At 59.4% G+C, this 22757-nt stretch carries 17 protein-coding genes and 1 tRNA gene; 9 read left to right on the plus strand and 9 right to left on the minus strand.

From position 1 onward, the window contains the following. Window positions 1–6: 6 nt before the first annotated feature. The 8 genes from CCANI_RS11715 to purD all read right to left on the minus strand — a co-directional run bounded on the left by CCANI_RS11715 (window position 7) and on the right by purD (window position 13692). Window positions 7–2109: a S9 family peptidase gene (locus tag CCANI_RS11715; RefSeq protein WP_146324374.1), complete on the minus strand. Its 2103-nt coding sequence runs from the start codon at window positions 2107–2109 to the stop codon at window positions 7–9. Window positions 2110–2197: 88 nt separating this feature from the next. Further along, window positions 2198–3091, minus strand: coding sequence for a phosphoribosylaminoimidazolesuccinocarboxamide synthase (locus CCANI_RS11720; protein WP_146324375.1), 894 nt, complete (start codon window positions 3089–3091; stop codon window positions 2198–2200). 375 nt (window positions 3092–3466) lie between these two features. Further along, window positions 3467–4897, minus strand: coding sequence for an adenylosuccinate lyase (gene purB, locus CCANI_RS11725; RefSeq protein ID WP_146324376.1), 1431 nt, complete (start codon window positions 4895–4897; stop codon window positions 3467–3469). A gap of 109 nt (window positions 4898–5006) precedes the next feature. Further along, window positions 5007–6143: a pyridoxal phosphate-dependent aminotransferase gene (locus CCANI_RS11730; RefSeq protein WP_146324377.1), complete on the minus strand. Its 1137-nt coding sequence runs from the start codon at window positions 6141–6143 to the stop codon at window positions 5007–5009. Between the two features lie 24 nt (window positions 6144–6167). After that, entirely contained in the window at window positions 6168–8786 is a 2619-nt protein-coding gene (locus CCANI_RS11735; protein ID WP_146324378.1) for a DUF5979 domain-containing protein, read from the minus strand. 416 nt (window positions 8787–9202) lie between these two features. Then, entirely contained in the window at window positions 9203–9718 is a 516-nt protein-coding gene (locus CCANI_RS11740; protein WP_146324379.1) for a GNAT family N-acetyltransferase, read from the minus strand. 57 nt (window positions 9719–9775) lie between these two features. Continuing rightward, complete coding sequence (locus tag CCANI_RS11745; protein ID WP_146324380.1) at window positions 9776–12184, minus strand: DUF5979 domain-containing protein; 2409 nt, start codon at window positions 12182–12184, stop codon at window positions 9776–9778. A gap of 245 nt (window positions 12185–12429) precedes the next feature. Continuing rightward, window positions 12430–13692 carry a phosphoribosylamine--glycine ligase gene (gene purD, locus CCANI_RS11750; protein ID WP_146324381.1) on the minus strand — a complete coding sequence of 421 codons (1263 nt, stop codon included), beginning with the start codon at window positions 13690–13692 and terminating at the stop codon, window positions 12430–12432. Between the two features lie 570 nt (window positions 13693–14262). Here purD and CCANI_RS11755 point away from each other — a divergent pair. The 5 genes from CCANI_RS11755 (at window position 14263) to CCANI_RS11775 (ending at window position 18733) form a co-directional block, all read left to right on the plus strand. After that, window positions 14263–14676, plus strand: coding sequence for an HIT family protein (locus tag CCANI_RS11755; protein ID WP_146324382.1), 414 nt, complete (start codon window positions 14263–14265; stop codon window positions 14674–14676). Window positions 14677–14696: 20 nt separating this feature from the next. Continuing rightward, a complete protein-coding gene (locus CCANI_RS11760; protein ID WP_146324383.1) occupies window positions 14697–15467 on the plus strand; it encodes an esterase/lipase family protein in 771 nt (256 codons plus the stop codon). Next, a complete protein-coding gene (locus CCANI_RS11765; RefSeq protein WP_146324384.1) occupies window positions 15464–15739 on the plus strand; it encodes a 2Fe-2S iron-sulfur cluster-binding protein in 276 nt (91 codons plus the stop codon). Before CCANI_RS11760 ends, CCANI_RS11765 begins: the two co-directional genes overlap by 4 nt. 1229 nt (window positions 15740–16968) lie before the next feature. Then, window positions 16969–17313, plus strand: a complete 345-nt coding sequence (locus CCANI_RS11770; RefSeq protein WP_146324385.1) for a hypothetical protein — start codon at window positions 16969–16971, stop codon at window positions 17311–17313. Between the two features lie 55 nt (window positions 17314–17368). Beyond that, window positions 17369–18733 carry an MFS transporter gene (locus CCANI_RS11775; protein WP_146324386.1) on the plus strand — a complete coding sequence of 455 codons (1365 nt, stop codon included), beginning with the start codon at window positions 17369–17371 and terminating at the stop codon, window positions 18731–18733. 82 nt (window positions 18734–18815) lie between these two features. Here CCANI_RS11775 and CCANI_RS11780 read toward each other — a convergent pair. Then, window positions 18816–18891 (minus strand) — tRNA-Thr (locus CCANI_RS11780). A gap of 58 nt (window positions 18892–18949) precedes the next feature. On the opposite strand from CCANI_RS11780, the gene thrE reads away from it, so the two are divergent. The 4 genes from thrE to CCANI_RS11800 are packed head-to-tail and all read left to right on the plus strand — an operon-like array spanning window position 18950 to window position 22597. Further along, a complete protein-coding gene (gene thrE / locus CCANI_RS11785; RefSeq protein ID WP_146324387.1) occupies window positions 18950–20344 on the plus strand; it encodes a threonine/serine exporter ThrE in 1395 nt (464 codons plus the stop codon). A 41-nt stretch (window positions 20345–20385) separates the two neighbouring features. After that, window positions 20386–20727: a hypothetical protein gene (locus CCANI_RS11790; RefSeq protein ID WP_146324388.1), complete on the plus strand. Its 342-nt coding sequence runs from the start codon at window positions 20386–20388 to the stop codon at window positions 20725–20727. Next, complete coding sequence (locus CCANI_RS11795) at window positions 20724–22136, plus strand: alpha,alpha-trehalose-phosphate synthase (UDP-forming) (RefSeq protein ID WP_146324389.1); 1413 nt, start codon at window positions 20724–20726, stop codon at window positions 22134–22136. The genes CCANI_RS11790 and CCANI_RS11795 overlap by 4 nt, the downstream gene beginning before the upstream one ends. Further along, window positions 22133–22597, plus strand: coding sequence for an META domain-containing protein (locus tag CCANI_RS11800; protein ID WP_186750238.1), 465 nt, complete (start codon window positions 22133–22135; stop codon window positions 22595–22597). The genes CCANI_RS11795 and CCANI_RS11800 overlap by 4 nt, the downstream gene beginning before the upstream one ends. Window positions 22598–22757: the final 160 nt, after the last annotated feature.

A 22757-nucleotide genomic window follows, 5' to 3' on the forward strand; every position in this document is an offset into this window, starting at 1 on the left:
CCGGCCCTAGCTGGTCAGGCCCGTGACCTGGTGAATAATCCAGGCGAATTCGAAGGCGGTCTGGCGCCATTGATCGTAGCGGCCAGAAACCCCGCCGTGGCCCGCAGCCATCTCGGTTTTCAGGAGGAATTCCCCGCCGGTCGCCTGGTTTCGCAGCGCGGCGATCCATTTCGCGGGCTCCACATACAGCACCCGGGTATCGTTCAGCGAGGTTACCGCCAAAATGTTCGGATACTCCTTGGCTTCTACGTTTTCGTAGGGCGCATAGGAAGCCATATAGTGGTAAACCTCGGGGTTTTCCAGCGGGTTGCCCCACTCGTCCCATTCCACCACGGTGAGCGGCAATTCGGGCATAAGGATGCTGGTCAGGGGGTCCACAAACGGCACGATCGCGGCGACGGCCCGGAACCGATCGGGTGCCATATTCGCCACCGCACCCATGAGCAAACCGCCCGCGGACCCACCATTGGCGGCGAGGAGGTGCGGGACGGTAAAGCCGCGTTCGATCAGGTAGTCGGCGACGTCGATAAAGTCGGTGAAGGTGTTTTTCTTGGCCAGCATTTTGCCGGTGTCGTACCAATTTCGGCCCATTTCGCCGCCGCCACGGACATGGGCGATGGCGAAGAGCATGCCGCGATCGAGCATGCTCAGCCGGGCGACGGAAAAGCTGGGATCGATAGGAGTTTCGTACGAGCCATAGCCGTACAGCAAAGTGGGACGGGGTTCTTCAAAGTCCAGGTCCACACGGTGCACGAGCGACACCGGCACCTCCACACCGTCGCGGGCGGTGACCCAAACGCGCGAGGCGGTGTATTCGCTGGGGTCGTAACCGCCGAGCACTTCCTGCCGCTTCAGCAAAGTTCGCTCGTTTGTTTGCACGTCGAGCTCGTACACGCTCGCCGGGCTAATAAAACTGGTGTACGTGTAGCGCAACCGCGGAGTTTTCCACTCGGGATTATTGCCCGCGCCCACGCTATACAGCTCCTCGGGGAACTCCAGTTCGGTGAACGCGGTGTATCCGGGGTCGAGCTTCATCAACGCCAGGCGCCCGATACCGCCCGAACGGTAGCCCACAGCGATATGCGTGGCAAACGGGTCAACACCCTCGATGCGCACATCGTCTCGGTGCGGAATCAAAACGTTTAACTTGTCCAAGGCGCTTAGCTCATCCACCCCGCATTCGCCGAGCTCAAAGTTGGGCCCGCTAGCGTTGTGCACCACCAACCAGCGATCCTCGCCGGCCACCACCGCGTGGTCCACACCGTATTCCACGTGTTCCTGGCGCGGCACTAGGCAGCGGAATTCGCCGGTAGGGTTGTCCATTTCCAGCACCCAGCATTCGCTCGTGGTTTTGGAGCCGAGCTCAATCAGCAGGTATTTCTCGCTGCGGGTCGAATCCACGCCCACCCAGAACCGTGCGTCCGGCTCGTGGAACACCTGCACGTCCTCGCTGGCGGGCGTGCCCACGCGGTGCCGCCAGACGGAGTCGGGGCGCCACGCGACGTCGACACGCTGGTAAAACACGTAATCTTCGCCCGCCCATACCGCGCCCGCGGCAATGCCGGGGATTTCATCGCCTAAGAGTTCGCCCGTCTCGAGGTCCTTGATGCGCAGAGTGTAGCGCTCGTCGCCCTCCACGTCGGTGGAATAGGCCAGGTAGCGGCCCGAAAGTGTGACCGAACCGGCGCCCAAAGCAAAGAACTCGTGGCCTTCCGCTAGCGCATTCGAATCTAGGATGACTTGCTCGCCGGGCAAAGGCTCCGCGGTAACCTCCGGCGGATTCCAATCCTGGGCGGGCACCCGGCAGCTCAAGCTATAGCTTTTGCCTTCCTCGGTGCGCACAAAGTACCACCAGTCCCCCGAACGAGCGGGAACGGACATGTCCGTCTCCTTCACCCGACCTTTGATCTCTTGGAACACATGTTCCTGCAGCTCGCCGAGGTGCGCGGTGCGGGCTGCGGTGTATGAGTTTTCCGCCTCCAAATAGGCGATGGTTTCCGGCGATTCCTTGTCCCGCAACCATTCGTAGTTGTCTATGAATTCCTTGCCGTGATGGCTGCGGACAAACGGGATCTTTTTCGCCGTGGGCGGGGTTGCGCGTTCAGTCATGCAACCCGATGGTACCCAGCGGCGTCACCGCTGGCACATCGCCTCCGCGCGATACACAACGCCTCCGCGCGATACCCAACAAAGTGCGCTACACGCAGCACCCGATCCATTCCGAAAACTTTCGGCCGGAAATGCGTTCGTACGCTTCCAAATAGCGTTCCCGGGTCGCTTCCACCACGGCACCCGGCAATGGGGGCGGCGGGGTAGCACCGTTTTTATCCCACCCGGATTTAGAACTCAACAACCAATTCCGCACATATTGCTTGTCAAAACTTGGTTGCACCCGCCCCTCCGCATAGCCGTCCGCGGGCCAGTACCGCGAAGAATCCGGGGTGAGCACCTCATCGGCGAGCACCAAGGTGCCGTTGCTATCCAACCCAAATTCAAATTTCGTATCGGCCAAAATCAAGCCGTGTTCCAAGGCGATTTCCGCCGCCTGGGAATAAATATCAAGCGTCGCCTTGCGCAGCTCTTCGGCGCGCGCTTCGCCGAGCTTTTCCACCACGGCGTCGAAACTCACGTTCTCATCATGGTCGCCGAGCTCCGCCTTTGTCGCGGGCGTAAAAATAGGTTGCGCAAGTTTGGAGGCTTCACGCAACCCAGCGGGCAATTCCACCCCGCACACCGCACCCGTTTCCTTGTACTCCGCCAACCCCGAGCCGGTCAGGTAGCCGCGGGCCACACATTCGAACGGCACCATATCGAGTTTCTTGCACACCATGGCGCGCCCCAACACTTCCTCCGGGATGCGCGGGTCATCGATCGGGCCGGCAAGGTGGTTGGGAAAATCGATCGTGTCAAAGAAAAACATACTCATCGCGGTGAGGACACGACCTTTGTCGGGAATCTCGGTTTCCAAAATGTGATCGAATGCCGAGATGCGATCTGAAACCACCATGAGAAGTGTTTCATCGTCGATTTCATAAATCTCGCGAACCTTACCTGCTGAAAGGTGGTTATACGAGGACAGTTCTGGACGCATACGAAAAGATTCTAGTCCTCCCGATACCCCAATGTCATTCAGCTCCGGCATCCGCAACGGAAATGCGCAACCCAGCAAATTAGCCACATGTTTCGCGGTGTATTGCGCCGCCTCAGACAACGCCAAAACGCGAGGTAAACGGCGGCGAGCCACACACTTGGGCCCCTCCGACTCACCCCTTTCGGAGGGTGTCGTCTCGATCACTCCGCGGCCGCGCAAACGCCCTATGTCACGCAGCCGCGCGATCGCACCCACAAGCGCGCGGAAAGGCGCGGCACAAGACATAATAATTGCGCGCAACCAACCTGAGAGGGCCTCAGCTTTCCTTGAGGCTCACGGCATCGCTTATCGACGCCGCGACCTCCCGCACCGCCCCTATAAAATCTCGCCCGGCGTGTACTCCGCCGCCTCCGGATGGCGGTACACCAATTCTTGAATCCGGGTGATCACGCGCGAAACTTGGGTTTCCGCCGCACCGATAAAGGCGTTTCGGTCCGCCAGCGCTTCCTCCAATTGCTTGCGGTTCAGCGGAATGCGCTTGTCTTTGGCCAGGCGCTGGATCAGGTCCTGTTCGGCGCCTTTTTCGCGCATGTCCAAGGCCACCGCCACGGCGTTTTCCTTGATTGCCTCGTGCGCAGTTTCGCGGCCCACGCCCGCGCGCACCGCCGCCATAAGGATGCGGGTGGTGGCCAGGAAGGGCAGGTAGCGTTCCAGCTCCCGGGAAATCATGGCGGGGAAGGCACCGAATTCCTCCAGCACCGTAAGGAAGGTTTCAAACATTCCGTCGATGGCAAAGAAGGCGTCCGGCAGGGCCACGCGGCGGACCACCGAGCAGAACACGTCCCCCTCGTTCCATTGCTGCCCGGACAGGTCGGCGAGCATGGTCAGGTAGCCCCGCAACACCACCTGCAAACCGCATACGCGTTCGCAAGAGCGGGCGTTCATTTTGTGCGGCATCGCCGAGGACCCGACCTGGCCCTCCTTAAAGCCTTCCGTAACAATCTCATTGCCCGCCATCAGCCGGATGGTGGTGGCGAGCGAGGACGGCCCCGCGCCGAGCTGGACCAGCGCAGACACGGCGTCAAAATCCAAAGACCGCGGATACACCTGACCCACGGAATCGAACACGCGATGGAAGCCAAGATGGTCCGCGATGCGGGTTTCCAGGGAGGCCAGCTTCATTTCATTGCCGCCCATCAGGTCCAGCATGTCCTGCGAGGTCCCCATCGGCCCCTTGATGCCGCGCAGCGGGTAGCGGCCCAGCAATTCCTCCACGCGTTCGATGGCCACCAGCATTTCATCGGCGGCGCTGGCAAAACGCTTGCCCAAGGTGGTGGCCTGCGCCGCAACATTGTGCGAACGCCCCGCCATAACCTCCGTTTGGTATTGGGCCGCGCGTTCCCCGATGCGCGCCACCACGGCAACCGCTTTATCGCGAATAAGTTCGAGCGAGCGGACCACTTGGAGTTGCTCCACGTTTTCCGTCAGGTCGCGGCTGGTCATGCCTTTATGAATGTGCTCAAACCCGGCGAGCGCATTAAATTCCTCAATGCGCGCCTTTACATCGTGCCGGGTAACACGCTCCCGCGCCGCGATGGACGCGAGATCGACCTTATCTATCACGGCCTCGTATGCTTCGATGGCTTCCACTGGGATGTCCACCCCGAGGTCCTTTTGGGCTTTCATCACGGCGATCCAGAGCTGTCGCTCGAGGATAATTTTCGATTCCGCGCTCCAGAAGCTATTCAGCTCTTCCGAAGCGTAACGATTGGACAAGACATTCGCGATATTGTTGGTTTCAGCCACATATTGATTATCGCACGAATCTGTTGCGCGTTACGCGCCTACACGATTCCCGCGGCTTTTACGGTACTGCCCTAACGCGAAATTCCACACCCGCAGCCGGCCGCCGCGCTCATAAAATCTTTGCGATCCTCTCGCACGCTTCTTCGATTTGCTCCAGCGGAAGGCAGAAGCTGATCCGAATGTATTTGTGCCCGTCAACGGGGTCGAAATCCACGCCCGGAGCGAAGGCAACGCCGGTGGTTTCCAGCACCTCGCGGCACCACACCTCCGAATCCGCCGTCAGGTGCGAAACATCCACGTACAGGTAGAAGCCCCCGTCCGGCGGCGCGAAGCGATCCAGCCCCAATTGCGGCAGCCGTTCCAAAAGCATGCTTCTCGACGCCGCGTACCGCTCCACGTGCCCCCTTACCTCGGACTGCGCCTCCTCATCGAACGCCGCCAAGGCCGCGTATTGGGAGATCGCCGGCGGGCATAGCGCCAGGTTTGCCTGCAGGTTTTCCAAAGGTTTCACGAGCTCATCGGGGACGATCAACCAGCCGAGCCGCCACCCCGTCATGGAAAAGAACTTGCTCAGGCTGCCTACCACCACGGCTTGGGAGGAATAGTTCCGCGCGGTGGCGCATTGCCTGCCGTAGCTGATCCCATGGTAGATCTCATCGGAAATCAGCAAGCAGCTACGGGCCTCGCACCATTCGGCGATGCGTGCTAATTCCGCGGCGTCGATAATCGTCCCGGTCGGGTTATCCGGGCTGGTCACAATGAGTGCGCGCGGTGGTTCCGGCAATTTCTCCAATTGTTCCACGGTGGGTTGGAATCGGGTTTCGGGGCCGCACGGGACTTCGACAATGCGTGCCCCCAGCGCCTGCAACGTGTTCCGATACGCTGGGTACCCGGGGCGGGTCATGGCGATGCAATCCCCGTGGTCGAGAGCGGCGAGAAAGAGCGCCACGAACCCGCCGGAAGAGCCCGTGGTCACCACCACATTGGCCGCCTGCGTATTCGAACCGTAGGTGTCGCGATGCCACCGCGCGATGCGTTCCCGCAATTCCGGCGTGCCCAGCGTGGCGGTGTAGCCCAGCTGGTGTTCCGCGAGGCTGCGCTGTGCCTGTTCGACCACGGCACGCGGAGCGCCCGTAGCCGGTTGCCCCACGCACATCATGATGGATCCGGGCCGCTGTTGCGCGGCCGCAAGGATCTGCATGACCCGAAATGGTTGGACCTGACTACGGGCGCTCACATAGCTCATAGTGGCTATCGTAGTGCCTTCGCACTAGTTGTTGCGGCGGGACCTCCGTACCAAGAACACACCCACGCCCGCGATAATGATCGCCAGGACAACCAGGCCGATTACGCTGGCACCGGTTTGCGCCAACTGGCGCGGGGAAGACTTGGAAGCGGTGGTATCGCCGGTGTTCTGCGCACCGCCGTTTTGCTGCGCCTGGTTCGACTGCTGCGCTCCAGCCGGGCTGTTCGGCGCAGTCGTCTGGGTGGTGTTACCACTCGAACCGGAGGAGCCGAAGCTGCCCAAGAACGGGACCAGGGCGAGCAATCCCAACCAACCGCCGGGGGGCGGCATGTCCGGGCTCTTCAGCGTATTGGTTACGGTGAGCAGCACGCCGACCTCGTCGGGAGCCACGGTGACCGTGGCGGTACCGTCGCGATTATCGTGCACCGCACCTTCGATATTGCCTTCGAACTTCGGAGTTGCCCACGGCGAATCCTCGGGCAGGATCTCCTTGACGGTCACCTTCGTGCCCAAGGGAAGCTTCGGGAAACCGGGGAAGGCCTCACGCGGGCGCAGCGTAAATTCACGCTTTTCGGTCTTGCCGTCCAATTCCCAGGTTGCCTCGAACTTGAACTCTTCATCTTGCAGCGCCTCGTCGGCGCGCTCGTTGTCGAGCTTCTTGGTTACTGCCAGGCTGCCCGTCATGCGAGTGTAGGCATTCGTGAACTCTGCTACCGCGATATCAGGATCCGCCTTGATCTCGATTTCACGTTTGAAATCCACGGGGTTTGCCACGAGGTCGTAACCGTCCATCTTGGCCTTTTCGGCGTTTTCAACGATTTCGCACTTGGTACCCACCTTGAACTTCTTAGTGGATTTCACCGCAACGCCATCGCCCTTGACGGAAATCTCATCGGTGACAACTTCATCGCTGCCGGGGACGCGGCAGGTGTAATTGAACCAGAATTCCTTGTTCTTCACAGCGTCGATTCCCGCGGTGTGCTTCACAATGGAAAACGGAGCTTCCGGAATTTCGGCCACATTCGTCAGGTCTACCGAGATATTCGTATTATTAATGGTCTTGAATTTGACAGACTTGCCGCCATCAAGCACCTCGACGCTATTCGGGTCGCCGCCCTCGCTGACCTTGAAATGATGGCCGGTAAACTTCACGCCAGGAATGGTCGGGGTCTCCAATTCAGTAAGCTGCACCGTGGTGCCAGCCTTCCAGCTCTTCGGACCGCTGGCCCGGCCATTCAAAGGCACATCAATTACCTCGGTGGCGAGCTTCTTGTTAGCTGCATCGAAAACCTCGGCCTGAACCTTAAACGTCGTTCCAGCTGGAATCAGGCTCGGGTCCACGCCTTCAACGAACTTACCCACGGTGTAGGAACCAAATTTCACACCGCTGATCGTGCCTTCGCTGTGCTGGCTTCGGTACAGCTTCACTTCGTTCGTTGTATCAACGCCATCAATGGTCGCCTTATTGGTGGTAACGCCGTCCTCAGGGGTGTACACCGTCTTGCCATCCGCTTGAGTGACGGCAACGGACGGAGCGATCTGCCCGTTCTCGGTTTCAGTCCAATAGTGAATACGGTAGAAACGATCGCTCTTCCACTGCTTTTCCGGATTCGGCGGATCTACATCGAATTTGATGGTCTTACCATCACGTACAACGTTGGTTGCGTCTTGCTTAACGCTTGCCTTTTCATTCTCAGGGGTGACAATGTTCTGGCCATTCTCTTGAGTGACAGGGTACTCGGTAATTCGCGGAACATCCCCAGTGAACTTGTGTGCGTACCCGCCCAGCGTATCCGTTACGTGGAGCGTACCCACACTCTTTTCCGCCAAGAGTTTACCGGGGATATTGATGGTCCAAGTCGCCTTTTTGCCTTCCTTGTTGTACCAACCCCATTTGCGCACGCTATTCGGGAATGAGTCAAGCACACCGATCACGCCGACGCCTTCACCGGGGAGAAATGCCTTGGTATCCACCTCGTTCAACCGCAAGGTGACTTCACGGGATTCCAATGCCTTGGTCGCCTGGGCGGTGGTCTTCAGCGTCCCGCCAACTTCGTCCAAACCTTCGAAGGCAGCGTCAAAAGTACAGGTGATGGTGCGCGGACCGAGCTCCACTACGCACGTACCACCCTTTTTGTTGTCCTTATCTAACAACGGGAAGCTCTCGCTCGCATACAAGCTAAAGGTTTCCGGGTAAACAATCTTAAACTGCTGGCCGTTCACTATCCCGTTCGGCGCGAACCAATCCACCTCGAACTTGGCTAGGCCCCATTGTTTCAGGGTGTCGTCCGGCTTCAGCCCGCCACTGGCATTAGTAACCCTTACGTTGGAGAGTTCTACGGTCTTTTCAGCGTTCGCCCCGGCGTTCTGCTCTGCGGGAGCTTGGTCCGTCTGCTGCTGCGTGGTCTCAGCGGGGTTTTCAGGCTGGGTCTCGGCAGGGGTGCCGCCTGCGTTATCGGTCCCCTCGCCGGATCGTCCGTTCGACGTGTCCGCTGGTTGATCGGTGGTTTCAGAGTTCGCTGGAGGCGAAGCTGGATCAGCCTCCTGTGCCGTGGCGCGGGGCACAACCAAAATGGCCAGCGTCACGGCGATTACGGCAAGAACGGCCCAGACGGCCTTCCAGGTAATCGTAGTTGGTCGCATTCGACGACATTCCTTTCAAAAATTCCGCATGCCCCGACGTCGTAGCCACGGCAGCCCCGAAGCATCTGCACACACCTACGCCTGAGAACAGCGGATTCAATACTCACGCGCCCATTAGTTAACTCTTAAAGGATAAGCCCCGACAAGTTGCTGCAACATCTCAAACAGATAACCTTTTTGTATAATTGGCTCCAAGCTGCACATTTACCACCCTCGGGGGCACCCACACCCAGCACGACAGGGGTAGATTTAACACTACCCCCTATATCTGCATGTCAGCCAACTATTGCCGCCAACCTCCCGGCGCATCGATGGCGCCCAAGACGCGCCTAAGAGGAACCAACCCACCCATACGAGGCCCCACATAATAGGGGCCACAGCCTATTAATGCGGCACTTATATTTTTGCGCTATAACTTAAAGCTTCTTAACCTTTTTATACATCGCGCAGCGCGGAGCGATGTCCAAACCGGCATGCAATTCCTGCTCCCGAATCTCCGCCAAAAACGCCGACAATTCCTGTGGCGCGAATTCTGCAAACCCCAACGTGCGATACCACGGCGCATTCCACGGGACCTCCGTGTACGTGGTCAGCGTAACTAACTCGATCCCCCGACCAGCCGCAACCTCGGAGGCATGTTCGATTAACCGCGTGCCATAGCGTTGCCCCCGATAACGCGGATGGGCGGAGACTTGGGCGATATGCAGGGCGTCGTCACGCAGCACAAACCACGCCCACGCCGCAAGTTGCTTATCGACGTCCATCACCCACAGCTCGCCAGCGCGCGCGGCGTCGCAAAGCACCTGGCTATGTGGCGGCTCGTGATCGGCAATGCGCGCGAGCCCGACGGAACGAAACACCTCACCGGCGGCACGCTCCAACGTTCGAATCTCCGGCACATCGGCGGGCGTGGCCAACCTTGGTTCAGTCATGATGCCATCCTAACCAGGGATAGGCGCGCGCCCGCAAACACGTGCGCAACAAACGGGTTATTTGCGGCGGCCGTTACGGATCAAATACACGCCCACGGCAATGACAATCACCGCGATAACCACAATGCCAAGCACGCTGGCACCGGTCTGGGCAAGCTGCCTATCGCTCCGCACGGCGCTGCGTTTTGGCTGCTCAGAGGCTTCTTGGGACATGCCGGGCGGCGGCCCGCCCGGGGAGCGCGGCGCGCCGGCGGGGGCGGCTCCCTTTTGCGCCAAGTCCACCGATCCTGCGCTCGGGGAGGTCAGGGTACCTAGCAGTGGAATCACACTGAGTAGCGAAAGCCAACCGAAGCCGCCAAGCCCGGACCCGGTGTTATTGATCACGGTGATCAATAATTCCGCGTCCTGCGATAGAACAGTTATGGTAGCGCTGCCATCGCCGTGGTCTTCCACCGCGCCGCCGACGTTTCCCTTAAAAATCGGCGTCTCCCAAGGGCTATCTTCCGGCAGCAATTCGCGCACGGTCACCTTGGTACCCAGCGGCAACTTCGGAAAGTCTGAAAACACATCGCCGGCGCGCAGGGTAAAACGTCGCTTCTCCGTGGTGCCGTGAAGCTCCCAGGTGGCCTCGAAGGAAAACTCTTGATCACCCATGAGTTCGGCAAGGGCATCGGTGCTCATTTCCTTAGTAATGGCAAGGCCGCCGACCATGCGCGCATAGGTATTCACAAAATTCGCTTGTACAACGTTTTCCTTAGTGCCGATCTTGACGGTGCGCTTCAGGCTTTGCGGCTCCGTGATCAGGCGGTACCCGTCCTTGGTTGCGGCCTTCACGTCTTCGGTTACCACGCACTCAGTGCCTACCGGGAATTCCTTGTCGCTCAGCACGGGGATGCCATTGCCCTTGGCCATGACCTCGCCCGTTTCAACCTTGTCGCCGACCTTGCAGCTGTAGGCGAACTTGAACTCGTGTTCGGCGGCGTCGTCAATGCCGCTGGCCTTCTTTACCACGGCAAAGGGAGCGTTGGCGCCGGCAATGGTGTTTGTGAGCATTACCTTTATATTGCGGGACGCAACGGTGGTAAAGCGCACCTTCGTATCGCCTTCCAAAAGCTCAAGGTCGGCGCCGTTCTGGCCGTCATCTGCGGAAAACCGGGGTTCGCCGAAAGTGACGCCCGGAATCTCAGGCGTATTCACCTCGCTCAGCTCAACGATAGAACCCTCCGGCAATTCGGTGGGCCCGCTGGTATTCCCGTCGAGGGAAACCTGAATCTCCTCTGCGCGCTGCTTGCCGTCCGAGGTTGTAATGTGCGCCTTGACCGTGAACATGGTGTTCGCGGGAATCAGCTCCGCCATTTCGGGGTCTGCGAGGGCCTTTTTCACCTCGTAGGAGGCCTTTTTCACGCCATGGATGGTGCCCCTGCTGCTCTGCCAGTTCTTGATCGTCTCTTGGTCCATAAACTCCTTGCTGCCGCTATTGATCACGACGGTATTGGTGGTTCCCACGTCCTTCGGGGCGGGTTTGCCGTCCTCAGTTTTCGTCGTGTATCGCACGCGGTACAGCAAGCCAGGTTCCCACTGCCCACTGGCGTTTGGCGGGCTGATCTCATAGGTTGCGGTCTTGCCGTCGACGCTCACCTTATAGCCCAACACCGCCTGCTCCCCAACCTGGGCGTCCACCTCCTGCCTATCGCCGTTTTGTCGAACGGTGTGGGCCGTGATCTTTGGCGATTGATTGGCATCAAACCTGTGCGGGTGCCCGCTCAAGGAATCGGTGACGGTGACGCGGGCGCCGCCAGCCTCCACAAGCAAAGAACCTGGGATGTCTACGCGCCACCCGCTCGTGGTGTAATCGTCGTTGTACCACCCTTGTTTATGCAGCTCACCGGCGGCATGATCCACAACGCCAACGATGCCACCCGCCCCCGGCAGGGCCACACGATAGCCGACGCCGTCGATGGTCATATCAATGTAGCTTTCCGACGTCGCTTTCTGCGCCTGAACCTCCGTGTGCAGCGAGCCGTACACGTCGAGGCGCCCCTCGAACTCGTCGTTAAAGACGCAGGTTACCGACTGATTATCGGCACGCACATGGCAATCGCCGCCGATTTCGCCTTCCTTGCTCTTGAGCTGAAAGATCTCATTGCCGTACAGATGGAAACCATCGGGATAACGGACGGTGAATTTCTGCCCTTTGATAACGCCCTCGGGCGCCTTCCAATCGAAATCGAAGGCCGCGAATTCCCATTGCCGCAACGAATCGTCCGGATTGCCCAGCACCCGAGAGATCTGAATCGCCCCGAATTCGACAGTCTTTGCGGCAACCAGCGGGGCGGCATCGATCGCGTTTTGCTCATCGGAATCATCTTGCGCCCTAGCGTCCGGAACGACGCAGAGCGCCAACGTTACGGCGAGCGCCACGACCAGCGCCCACGCCTTTTTCCACGTGACCCCATCTAATCGCATGAAACTCAATTCCTTTCAGCTGTGCTGAGAGTAGGCGCACCCAGCGATAGCAGCTTCGACACGATCAGTTTAATAAGATGATACTTAAACAGCAATAAGCTTCACGTCACGCGAAAGTCGAGCACCCCCGCTTGTGTCATGCACAATCCAACGCACGCCACCCGCGCACACACCCCCAGAAAGCGAAAAGGCTGTGCGCGACCCGCATCGGCGGATTGCGCACAGCCCATCTCGGCGCAAGGCGGTTACACGGAGATTCGACCCTCCACCGCAGGCAATGCGATATCGCTTCGATAGTGCCCGCCGGGTAGTTCGATGCCGGAGATTACCGCGTACGCCGAGTCGCGGGCGTCGACAAGCGTTGCGCCGGTGCCCACAACGTTAAGCACACGGCCACCCGCCGACACCAACTCCCCGTCGGCATTACGTGCGGTTCCCGCGTGACGCACGGACGCGTGTTCGGCACCCGTAATCACGTCGCCGGTGCGCGGAGAATCTGGGTAATTAAAGGCGGCAAGCACCACGGTAAGCGCGTAACCGTCTTCCCATTCGAGCGGCGGCTGATCTGCCAGCGTGCCCGTGGCCACCGCGTTCAGCAAGGTTGCCAGCGGGGTTTTCAGCATCGCCAACACGGCTTGGGTCTCCGGATCGCCGAACCGGCAATTGAACTCCACCACGGCCGGGCCCTCCGCGCCCCACGCCAAACCCGCATAGAGCAGGCCGGAGTACGCGCAACCGCGCGCGACCATCTCCTTGGCTACCGGCACACACACCTCTTCGACGATCCGCTGGACGCCATCCGCCGGCAACCACGGCAGCGGGCAATACGCCCCCATGCCGCCCGTGTTCGGGCCCTCGTCGTTGTCTCGCACACGCTTGTGATCCTGCGCGGGCAGCAGCGGAACCACCGTTTCGCCGTCAACCAGGCAGAATAGGGAAACCTCGGGGCCGTCGAGGAAGCTTTCCAGCAGCACGGGGTTGCCGGCGGCGAGCACTGCGTCGATATGCGCTCGGGCGGCCGCGCGGTCTGGGGTTACCACTACACCCTTACCCGCCGCTAGGCCGTCGTCTTTCACCACCCAAGTGGGGCCAAAGCGATCGAGCACAGCTTCGATCTCGGCATCGGCGGCGCCCGGCGCAATGGCCTCCGCGTGCGCGGTACGCACCCCGGCGGCCGCCATTACATCCTTAGCAAAGGCTTTCGAACCTTCAATGCGCGCCGCATCTTTGTTCGGGCCGAAAACCGCAATCCCCGCGGCCCGCAGCGCATCCGCGACGCCAGCCACCAACGGAATCTCCGGGCCAATAACCACAAGGTCAACGCCCAATTCCTGGGCCAATTCGGTCACCGCCGCGGGGTCATCCACCTGCACCTTGTGCTGACGGGCGAGGGCTTCCATGCCCGCGTTTCCCGGGGCCACGTGCAGCTCGGAAACGCTGGGATCCTGCGAGAGTCCTAATAACAGGGCGTGTTCACGGGCGCCCGAACCGATAACAAGTATGCGCATGCACATTAGTGTAAACACCTTCGACGCACGGTACCGAAGCGCCGATACGCCGCACGGCCGCTCCCGTTACGCACGCCTGCGCCGAAGGGTTGTGCGCAACCGCCGAGCTGGGGCTGGTCTTTCTATTCTTCATTCGGGGGTCTTACGAAGAAATTCCGGACGAATCTGGCCCAAAAACGCCGCAGCTCGTCCTTCCATTCTTCGTTGGACACCCCAATGAAGAAATTCCGGACGATCGCAGGTCAGCGGTAGCACACAACCTATCAAGGCAAGCTGCCGGCAAGGCCTCGAAGCGCGTGAAAGACTGAACCTTTGCCAGCGATCGGCCCCACCGGATCTGCCTCAGGCAGATCTGACAGCTCGAATTCGGCGTCCTGCGGAAACACCACCGCGCAGCGGCCTACATGTCGAATCTGCCTGGGCGCGAAGCTCGGCCAGCCACTTCAACCCCTCCACATCACACCGCCGACACGCCCACCCGACGGCTCGGCCCCCACATCTAGGCATACTCCGCGATTATTCCGGCTAGCTTTACCTGTGTTTCTTGCCCTACACCATTACTCTTGAGTCATGAGCACCATATTTACCAAGATCATCAACGGCGAACTTCCCGGCCGGTTCGTGTACCGTTCCGACGATGTAGTCGCCTTCCTTACCATCGAACCTTTGGCCTATGGGCATACCTTGGTCGTACCCGTCGCGGAGGTGGACCGTTGGACGGACCTCGACCCAGCATTGTGGGCACGCGTCAATGAAGTAGCCCAGCACATTGGCCGCGCAATAGTTAAGGCGTTCGATGCCCCGCGCGCCGGATATATTATCGCGGGGTTTGACGTGCCGCACGCCCATATTCACGTCTTCCCCACCTCGGCGATGCGCGACTATGACTTCGCCAACGCCCTAGGCATGAACGAAACCGACCCCGAGCTTATGGACGCCGCGGCCGCCAAGATCCGCGCCAACCTCGACCAAGCACTGAGTTAACGTAAGGAGCATTCGCCCACATGCCGGAACCACTTGGGACGAAGATTCCGTCACGCGGTTGGGTTGAGGATGATTGGCGGGCTCGGCCGTCGCCGTACCGACCATGGCCGATCGTGTTGATTCACGGCACTTCCGCCACCCCCGGCGACTGGAAGGAACTGACCACCCAGTTGCGGGCGTTGGGCTGGGCGGTGTTTGTCCCCGGCTACGGCCATCGCGGCACCAACCGGATCGAGGATTCCGCCGACCAGATTCGCGCCTATATCGATGTGGTATTGCAGGTCACCGGGGCGGAAAAAGTGGTTCTGGTCGGGCATTCCCAGGGCGGGGTGCTGGCCCGCTATTACATCAAATGTTTGGGCGGTGCGCCCCGCACCAAGCACCTTGTCTGCCTATCCAGCCCCAACCACGGCACCACGTTGGGCGGCATGTTGGGCAAGCTGGTTTCCACCGGCAAACAGGCCGAGCTCATGACACGCATGATCGACACCTACTTCGGCCCCGCGGGCATGCAACAAATCACCGGTTCCCCGTTTTTGACAGCGCTAAATACCGGCCCCGAGTGCGTGCCCGAGGTGGGCTATACCTGCATTTCTACCCGCACAGACACTACCGTTGTGCCCGCCGAATCGTGCTTTTTGGATACCGCCACAAATTTGTGGGTGCAGGATGATTACCCGTTGGCCGTGGTCATGCACGCCGATATGCCGATGGACCGGCGGGTGCGCGCAATGATAGTAGAGACGGTAGAATCGCTCCGACCAATCAGCCCAGCAACCACACCATCATGACGCACACAGCTTACAAAGACGGCGACGAATACTCTTTCGAGTGGCCGGCCGACCAAACGCTTCTCGACGCCCTGCTCGCCGCCGACGTCCCCGCCAACTACTCGTGCCAGCAAGGCCAATGTGGCGCCTGCCAATGCAGCCTAGAGGGCGGCGATTCACACATGCTTGTCAATCACGTGCTGAGCGATTATGACATCCGCGATGGTGAAACCCTGGCCTGCCAGACCATCCGCGACCAAGAAGGCCCCTATACGGTGACCTACTGGTTCTGATATGGCACGGCCTTTCCGCACATTTAGGCCGCACTTTTAGGGTCGAACTTCCCCGAACCTGCCGCCATGCCCAGTGCCAGCCATTTCAACCCCTCCACATCACACCGCCGATGGGTTGTGTGCAACTGTTAGGGGCTTAGCCAGGCCCAGTCCCAGCGTTGCACCCGTGGGGCGATGGGTTGTGAGCAACCGCCGACCTGGGACGGGTCTTTCTATTCTTCATTCGGGGGTCTAGCGAAGAAATTCCGGACGAATCTGGCCCAAAAACGCTGCAAATCGTCTTTTTATTCTTCGTTGAGCACCCTAATGAAGAAATCTGGGACGATCGCAGGTCAACGGCTGCACACAACCTATCAGGGCAAGCTGCCAGCAAGACGGTGAAGCACGTACACGATTGAGATTTTTCGAACCATCCGCCCCGACGGATCTGCCTCAGGCAGATCTGACACGGCGAATTCGGCGTCCTGCGGAAACACCGCCGCGCGACGGCCGACGTGTCGAATCTGCCTGAGCGCGAAGCTCGGCAGCCACTTCAACCCCTCCACATCACGCCGCCGATGGGTTGTACGCAACTGCCGACCTGGGACTGGTCTTTCTATTCTTCATTCGGGGTCTCACGAAGAAATTCCGGACGAATCTGGCCCAAAAATGCTGCAAATCGTCTTTTTATTCTTCGTTGAGCACCCTAATGAAGAAATCTAGGCCGATCGCAGGTCAACGGCTGCACACAACCTATCAAGGCAAGCTGCCAGCAAGGCCATAAAGCGCGTACAAGGTTAAACCTTCCCCAACCATCGGCCATGCCGGATCTGCCTGAGCGCAGAAATCCGTCGACCACGTCCGGCCCCAAAACACTGCACCACCAACAGAACCGATCACATGTGCTTCACTGAAACCGCACCCCCGCGCAGGATTTCGCAACGTCGATTCCATTTTGATACGTGCAAAACTAAACACTTTTTAGATCGCCCAAAAACGCCCAGACGCTGGGATTAAATTCCCGCAACTTATAGCACTACCGCGTTTATTTCCCACCGACCTTCGACCAACGGGGGCAGCCGAAAACTGGTGCTTGATCAGGCATCTTCAACACCATAATCTTGGCCTCAAGCGGTATTGGTTCCTGTCCATCTCGCAATCGAATGCCCCTCAAAATTTCTGGGAGTGCTACCATGAAAAACCTTCTGCTGCCCGCCAGCATCATTCTTTCTTTTTTCACAATGTTTCTGGTGATTGTCTCCACTGTGGTGGTGTGGTCCGGCGCCGAATCAACCGGTGTGTTTGATCTTTATGTATTAAGCTTGCTGCAGATCACCTCAGCGGGCCTCGTCGCCGCCATCGTTTGTGCGCAATGGTTCCTTGGGGATAAGGCCCCAAAGATCACGCGGGCGCTTTCCACCATTGTGCTCGCATTGGTCCTCGCATTTGTGGTCTTCTTTGCGGTTTCCTCCGGAGACGTTGATGGCGGCGCAAACATTGGCTTGGGCCTGTTGGGCATGGCGATTTCCTACCTTGGCTTCGCCAATGCCCTTGCTGTTGTGATTCCTCGGCTGCGTCTCGCGGCACGCCAATAGCCCCTCTTGGTTTTCCACAAGATAGTTTGTGCCGTGACGTACTAAGGTTTTGTCCATGAGTACGACCACGCAGCCAGGCGCCCGCACTGACCGAAAAACTGTCCTAGCGTGGGCGCTGTGGGACTGGGGTTCCGCTGCGTTCAACGCCGTATTGGTTACCTTTATCTTCGCGGTTTACCTCACCGATTCGGTGGGTGCCAACGTAGGCGAACAGCTTCCCTCGTGGCTGTCTGGCCTCAGCTCGGTATCAGCCTCGGGCTGGTACGGCTATGCGATGGGCATCGCGGGCGTGATTATCGCGGTCACCGCTCCCGTGATGGGCCGCCGCACAGATATCGAGGGGACCCGAAAACGCAGCGTGACGGTCTGGTCTTGGGTCGCCTTCGTGCTCATGGCCTGCCTGTTCTTTATTAAAAACACGCATATCGGTTATTTCTGGGCGGCCCTTGTCATCATGGGCATCGCCTCCATTATTTTCCAGCTGGCAGAAGTGAGCTATTTCGCCATGCTGCGCCAGGTATCCACCCCGGAAAACGTGGGCAGAATTTCCGGTTTCGGCTGGTCCATGGGTTATTTCGGGGGCATTGTAGTCCTGCTGATTAGTTATTTGGGTTTTATCCAAGGCGATGGCGATACCCGCGGTTTGCTGCATGTGCCTATCGCCGAGGGCTGGAATATCCGGCTCGTGGCGCTGCTGGCGGCGTTTTGGTTTTTGCTTTCCGCGATCCCGCTCATGGTGCGCGTCCCCGAGATTGAGCCGGACCCGACGGCACAATCGGGCGGCATCAAGGAGTCCTATAAGCGGCTCGCCCAGGAGATCAAGGAATTGTGGAATGAGGATAGGCACGCGGTGTATTTTTTGCTCGCATCTGCGGTGCTGCGCGATGGCCTCGCGGGCGTGTTTACGTTCGGTGCGATCCTCGCCGTTTCTTCCTATGGGCTCAGCGCCGGCGATGTTTTGTTGTTCGGTGTTGCGGCAAACGTCGTGAGCGCGCTCGGGGCACTGGGCATGGGGTATTTGGACGATCTGATCGGCCCAAAGCCGGTAATCCTGGGTTCGCTGATCGCCATGGTGGCCATGTGTTCCACCTTGTATTTCCTCGATGGCCCGGTTAATTTCTGGATTTTCGGCCTTATCCTCACGCTGTTCGTGGGCCCTGCGCAAAGCTCCTGCCGGTCGTTTTTATCGCGCATGACGCCGGATGGCCGCGAGGGCCAAATGTTTGGCCTCTACGCCACTACCGGACGCGCGGTGAGTTGGCTTGCCCCGATCGCTTTCGGTACATCTGTTTCATTGGCGGGCACGGACCGCGCCGGAATCATTGGTATTGCGCTCATTCTTGCTATTGGCGCGATATTGTTGCTTCCAGTGAAGTCGCCGAAACTTGCCGCCAGCACCACACCAAACGGCGGGGAGTAACGTCGGCGGGTTTATTGCCGAATATTCCCCACGGGTATAAGAAAACAGCAGGCCATGGCTGTATCAACGGGCCTGCTGTTGTTGGAGCTGGAGACGAGACTTGAACTCGCAACCTACGGTTTACAAGACCGTTGCGCTACCGATTGCGCCACTCCAGCACTGCCTCACGATCGTACCTGACGTCCCCCGCCGATCCCAATCCATAAAGGCAGCTGCATGAAACTTCTCCACCGCCTGCGTTCCGGCCGCGTCGCCACTATCGACGCCGTGAAGGCCGCGCCGCCGCCGTCACCGTTAGCGCCCGTCGATTTAACGGACCATACGCAAGTGTCCACGGTGATGGATCTTGCCGCCCGGATCGGGGATATTTTGCTTTCTTCCGGCACGGGCAACAATGACACCAAGGCGCACATTCATGCGGTTACTGCTGCGTATGGTTTGTTGTATTGCCATGTGGATATCACGCTGAACACGATTACGATCTCCACCAGCATCGGCGTCGCTAAGAAAACCCCGTTGAGCGTGTTTCGGGTGGTGCGCCGCCTGACCGTCGATTTCTCCAAGCTTTCGGAGGTGGATCGGCTGATTCGCTCGATCTGCGCGGGTGCCACGCCCCCGGAGGTCGCCGAAAAGATTCTCGACGAGCTTATGGAAGCCCCACCCCCATATGGTTTCCGCACCGCGTGGCTGGGGTGGTCGCTATTCGGCGCCGCGGTGGCCGTGCTGCTTGGCGGTGGGTTCGCCGTCGCGGTGATCTCCTTTATCGTGGCCGGGATCATTATTGGCGGCAGCGCCTGGTTGGATCGCCGCGGGCTGCCGGCGTTTTTCCAAAATGTATTCGGCGGGTTCGTGGCCACGGTACCGGCGGCACTGTCCTATCGCTGGGCGCACACCCTCGGCTTCGAATTATCCCCGGCGCAGATCGTGGCGTCTGGGATCGTGGTGATGCTTGCCGGTCTCACACTGGTGCAGGCCATGCAGGACGGGATCACCGGTGCGCCGGTGACGGCGAGCGCGCGGTTCTTTGAAACGATGATGCTTACCGGCGGGATCGTCGCCGGCGTGGGTATTGGTATCGAGGCATCCCACGCAATCGGGGTCACGCTGCCCGAATTGCAGACCAGCACCGCCCCGAACCTCACGTCGGTAACGGTCAAGGTCATCGCCGGTGGGTTAGCTTCGGCAACGTATGCGATCGCCTGTTATTCCGAGTGGTCTTCCGTTGTGGTGTCTTGCCTTACGGCCACGACTGGGTCCTTTGTGTACTATGCGGTCCTGTTGCCGCTCGGGGTGCCGCCGGTGGTTGCGGTAAGCATCGCCGCCACGATTATCGGTTTGGCCGGTGGCCTCCTCGCCCGGCGGTTTTTAATCCCACCCTTGATCACCGCCATCGCGGGTATTACGCCGCTGCTCCCCGGGCTGTCGATCTATCGCGGCCTGTATTCGATCCTGCATTCGCAAACATTGGTGGGCTTGTCCAGCATGGTATTGGCGTTGGCTATCGGATCTGCGTTGGCCGCCGGCGTGGTGCTTGGTGAATGGTGCGCTCGAAAGCTTCGCCGACCCCCGGTATTGTCTCGTTACCGCGCCTTTGCCAAGAGGATGGCGTAGAATAGGCTTCCAAGTTTGTCTTTTATCACCCAGGAGGATCCGTGCCACCTAAGGTCACTGACACCCGCAACACTAACGCCGAGTCGCTGCACGCGGTGGAGGAAGAGACCGCTGAGGCAGCGCGCCGCATTGTTGCAACATACTCCACCGACTTTTTTGATTGCGCAACCCTGATGTGCATGCTGGGTGTGGAACCTGAGGGTCTTCGTTATAGCCGTATCGCCGCCGAGCATGAGGAAGCTAACGCTCCGAAGAAGACGACGAGGAAGGCCACGAAAAAGACCACCAAGAAGGCCGCAAAGAAGACCACCAAGAAGACAACGAAGAAAGCCGCAAAGAAGACCACTAAAAAGACAACGAAGAAGGCTGCGAAGAAGTCATGAACAGTGATTTCGTGGTGGTAGCCAATCGGCTGCCGGTTGACCTCACGACCCATCCAGACGGAACTCAGGAGTGGTCGCCAAGTCCCGGCGGTCTGGTTACGGCACTGTCTCCAGTGCTGGCACGCCATCACGGATGCTGGGTTGGCTGGCCCGGGGTTCCGGACGAAGCTCCGGAACCATTCGAGGCGGATGGGGTGTTGCTGCACCCCGTGACGCTGACGGAAGAGGACTACCAGGAGTTTTACGAGGGGTTTTCTAACGCCACCCTGTGGCCCCTGTACCACGACCTGATCGTTTCCCCGGAATACCACCGCACCTGGTGGGAGTCCTACCGCAACGTCAACCATAAGTTCGCCCAAGAGGCCGCCGAGGTCGCCTCGGAGGGGGCCACGGTGTGGGTGCAGGACTACCAGCTGCAACTGGTACCGGGCATTTTGCGCCAACTGCGCCCCGACCTGAAGATTGGGTTTTTCCTCCACATTCCGTTCCCATCGGCCGATCTTTTCCGGCAATTGCCGTGGCGCGAAGAGCTGATGCGCGGGCTACTTGGCGCGGACCTGATCGGCTTCCACCTCGAACAGAACACCGAAAACTTCTTGTCCCTTGCCCGCCAGGTAACGCTCACTGGTTCGACGATCGGGCAGCCGGACAAACTACGTGTGGAAGGCAAGGCGTCGATACGCGAAGTCACGGCGTTTATCACGGCGCCGGACGGGCGCAAGGTGGGCGTGGCCGCGTTCCCCATTTCCATCGACTCTTCCGAGGTTGCGGCGCTGGCGGAAACGGTCGAGCCGATCGAAGCGGAGGGCACGGTGATCCTTGGCGTGGACCGCTTGGATTACACCAAGGGCATCCTGCAACGCCTCCTTGCATTCGAAGAATTGCTCGAATCGGGCGCGGTGGAGGCGTCGGAAACGATGCTGATTCAGATCGCCACGCCGTCGCGCGAACGCATCGACCAATACCGGCGTACCCGCTCGCAAGTGGAAGAGGCCGTTGGTCGAATCAATGGTCGATTCGGCACGGTCGCGCACCCGGTAGTGCACTATATGCACCGCTCACTGCCCAAAAAGGAGCTGCTGAGTTATTACAAGCGTGCGGATGTCATGTTTATCACCGCCTATAAGGACGGCATGAACCTGGTGGCAAAAGAGTATGTGGCCTGCCACGGGGACGGCTCCGGCGCGCTGGTGCTCAGCGAATTCGCCGGTTCGGCGATCGAACTCCAGCGCGCATGGCTGTGCAACCCGCACGATATCGAATCCGTCAAGCGGCAATTGCTCAATGCGCTCACCGCGCTCAGCACCGATCCGGAGGACGCGCGCGCCCGCATGCTCGACCTGCACCAACAAGTGCTCACCTACGACGTCAATGAATGGGCGCGCAGCTTCCTGGAGTGCCTGCAATGACGGTGTGCCGCACAGGTTTCCTTTGCTGCACAGTCGCGTTCACCACTGCGCTCGCGGGGTGTTCCGCAGCGCAGCCCGAAGTGATCAACTCCACCTGGCAAATCACGAACGTGTATACGAATCCGGAGACGCCGAGCGGCCTCCCTGATTCCGTGGCAGGCACCGCAACCATGGTATTCGGCGATTCCACCGTAGCGGGATTTACCGGCTGCGCCCCCTTCCAAGGGCGCGTGTCTTTCACCAAAGACGGCGCTGCCGTAAAGCCTTCCGAGGCGAACCACGTGGAATTCCACGATATGGAGATCCACGAAGCTGACTGCACCGGCAAGGAGAGGTTTTTTCACGACGCCCTGGCCGACATGCTCCACGGCGGCTTCAGCATGTCACGCGATGGCGAGGACTTGATCCTCACCACGGACGGCGAAGACGTTGATCGCCCAGGCATTCGATTGGTGGATTAACGCTTAGGTTTGTGCTTGCCATCACTTTAGTAGCCAGTCGGATTGAACTCGGGCGATGATCTCGCGGGTCGCCCATCGACCCCACCACCACTGCCGATTGATTGTGCACAACTACCGGCCTGGGGTTTGTACGTTTTTGTCCTTTTATGTGACAGTTACA

Source organism: Corynebacterium canis (assembly GCF_030408595.1).
In the GTDB taxonomy this organism is placed as follows: Bacteria; Actinomycetota; Actinomycetes; order Mycobacteriales; family Mycobacteriaceae; genus Corynebacterium; species Corynebacterium canis.

What these genes read in the sequence shown, in the direction of transcription:
- CCANI_RS11715 (WP_146324374.1), bottom strand. Translation starts at nt 2,109, where the DNA reads ATGACTGAACGCGCAACCCCGCCCACGGCGAAAAAGATCCCGTTTGTC.
- CCANI_RS11720 (WP_146324375.1), bottom strand. Translation starts at nt 3,091, where the DNA reads ATGCGTCCAGAACTGTCCTCGTATAACCACCTTTCAGCAGGTAAGGTT.
- CCANI_RS11730 (WP_146324377.1), bottom strand. Translation starts at nt 6,143, where the DNA reads ATGAGCTATGTGAGCGCCCGTAGTCAGGTCCAACCATTTCGGGTCATG.
- CCANI_RS11735 (WP_146324378.1), bottom strand. Translation starts at nt 8,786, where the DNA reads ATGCGACCAACTACGATTACCTGGAAGGCCGTCTGGGCCGTTCTTGCC.
- CCANI_RS11740 (WP_146324379.1), bottom strand. Translation starts at nt 9,718, where the DNA reads ATGACTGAACCAAGGTTGGCCACGCCCGCCGATGTGCCGGAGATTCGA.
- CCANI_RS11745 (WP_146324380.1), bottom strand. Translation starts at nt 12,184, where the DNA reads ATGCGATTAGATGGGGTCACGTGGAAAAAGGCGTGGGCGCTGGTCGTG.
- purD (WP_146324381.1), bottom strand. Translation starts at nt 13,692, where the DNA reads ATGCGCATACTTGTTATCGGTTCGGGCGCCCGTGAACACGCCCTGTTA.
- CCANI_RS11755 (WP_146324382.1), top strand. Translation starts at nt 14,263, where the DNA reads ATGAGCACCATATTTACCAAGATCATCAACGGCGAACTTCCCGGCCGG.
- CCANI_RS11760 (WP_146324383.1), top strand. Translation starts at nt 14,697, where the DNA reads ATGCCGGAACCACTTGGGACGAAGATTCCGTCACGCGGTTGGGTTGAG.
- CCANI_RS11765 (WP_146324384.1), top strand. Translation starts at nt 15,464, where the DNA reads ATGACGCACACAGCTTACAAAGACGGCGACGAATACTCTTTCGAGTGG.
- CCANI_RS11775 (WP_146324386.1), top strand. Translation starts at nt 17,369, where the DNA reads ATGAGTACGACCACGCAGCCAGGCGCCCGCACTGACCGAAAAACTGTC.
- thrE (WP_146324387.1), top strand. Translation starts at nt 18,950, where the DNA reads ATGAAACTTCTCCACCGCCTGCGTTCCGGCCGCGTCGCCACTATCGAC.
- CCANI_RS11795 (WP_146324389.1), top strand. Translation starts at nt 20,724, where the DNA reads ATGAACAGTGATTTCGTGGTGGTAGCCAATCGGCTGCCGGTTGACCTC.
- CCANI_RS11800 (WP_186750238.1), top strand. Translation starts at nt 22,133, where the DNA reads ATGACGGTGTGCCGCACAGGTTTCCTTTGCTGCACAGTCGCGTTCACC.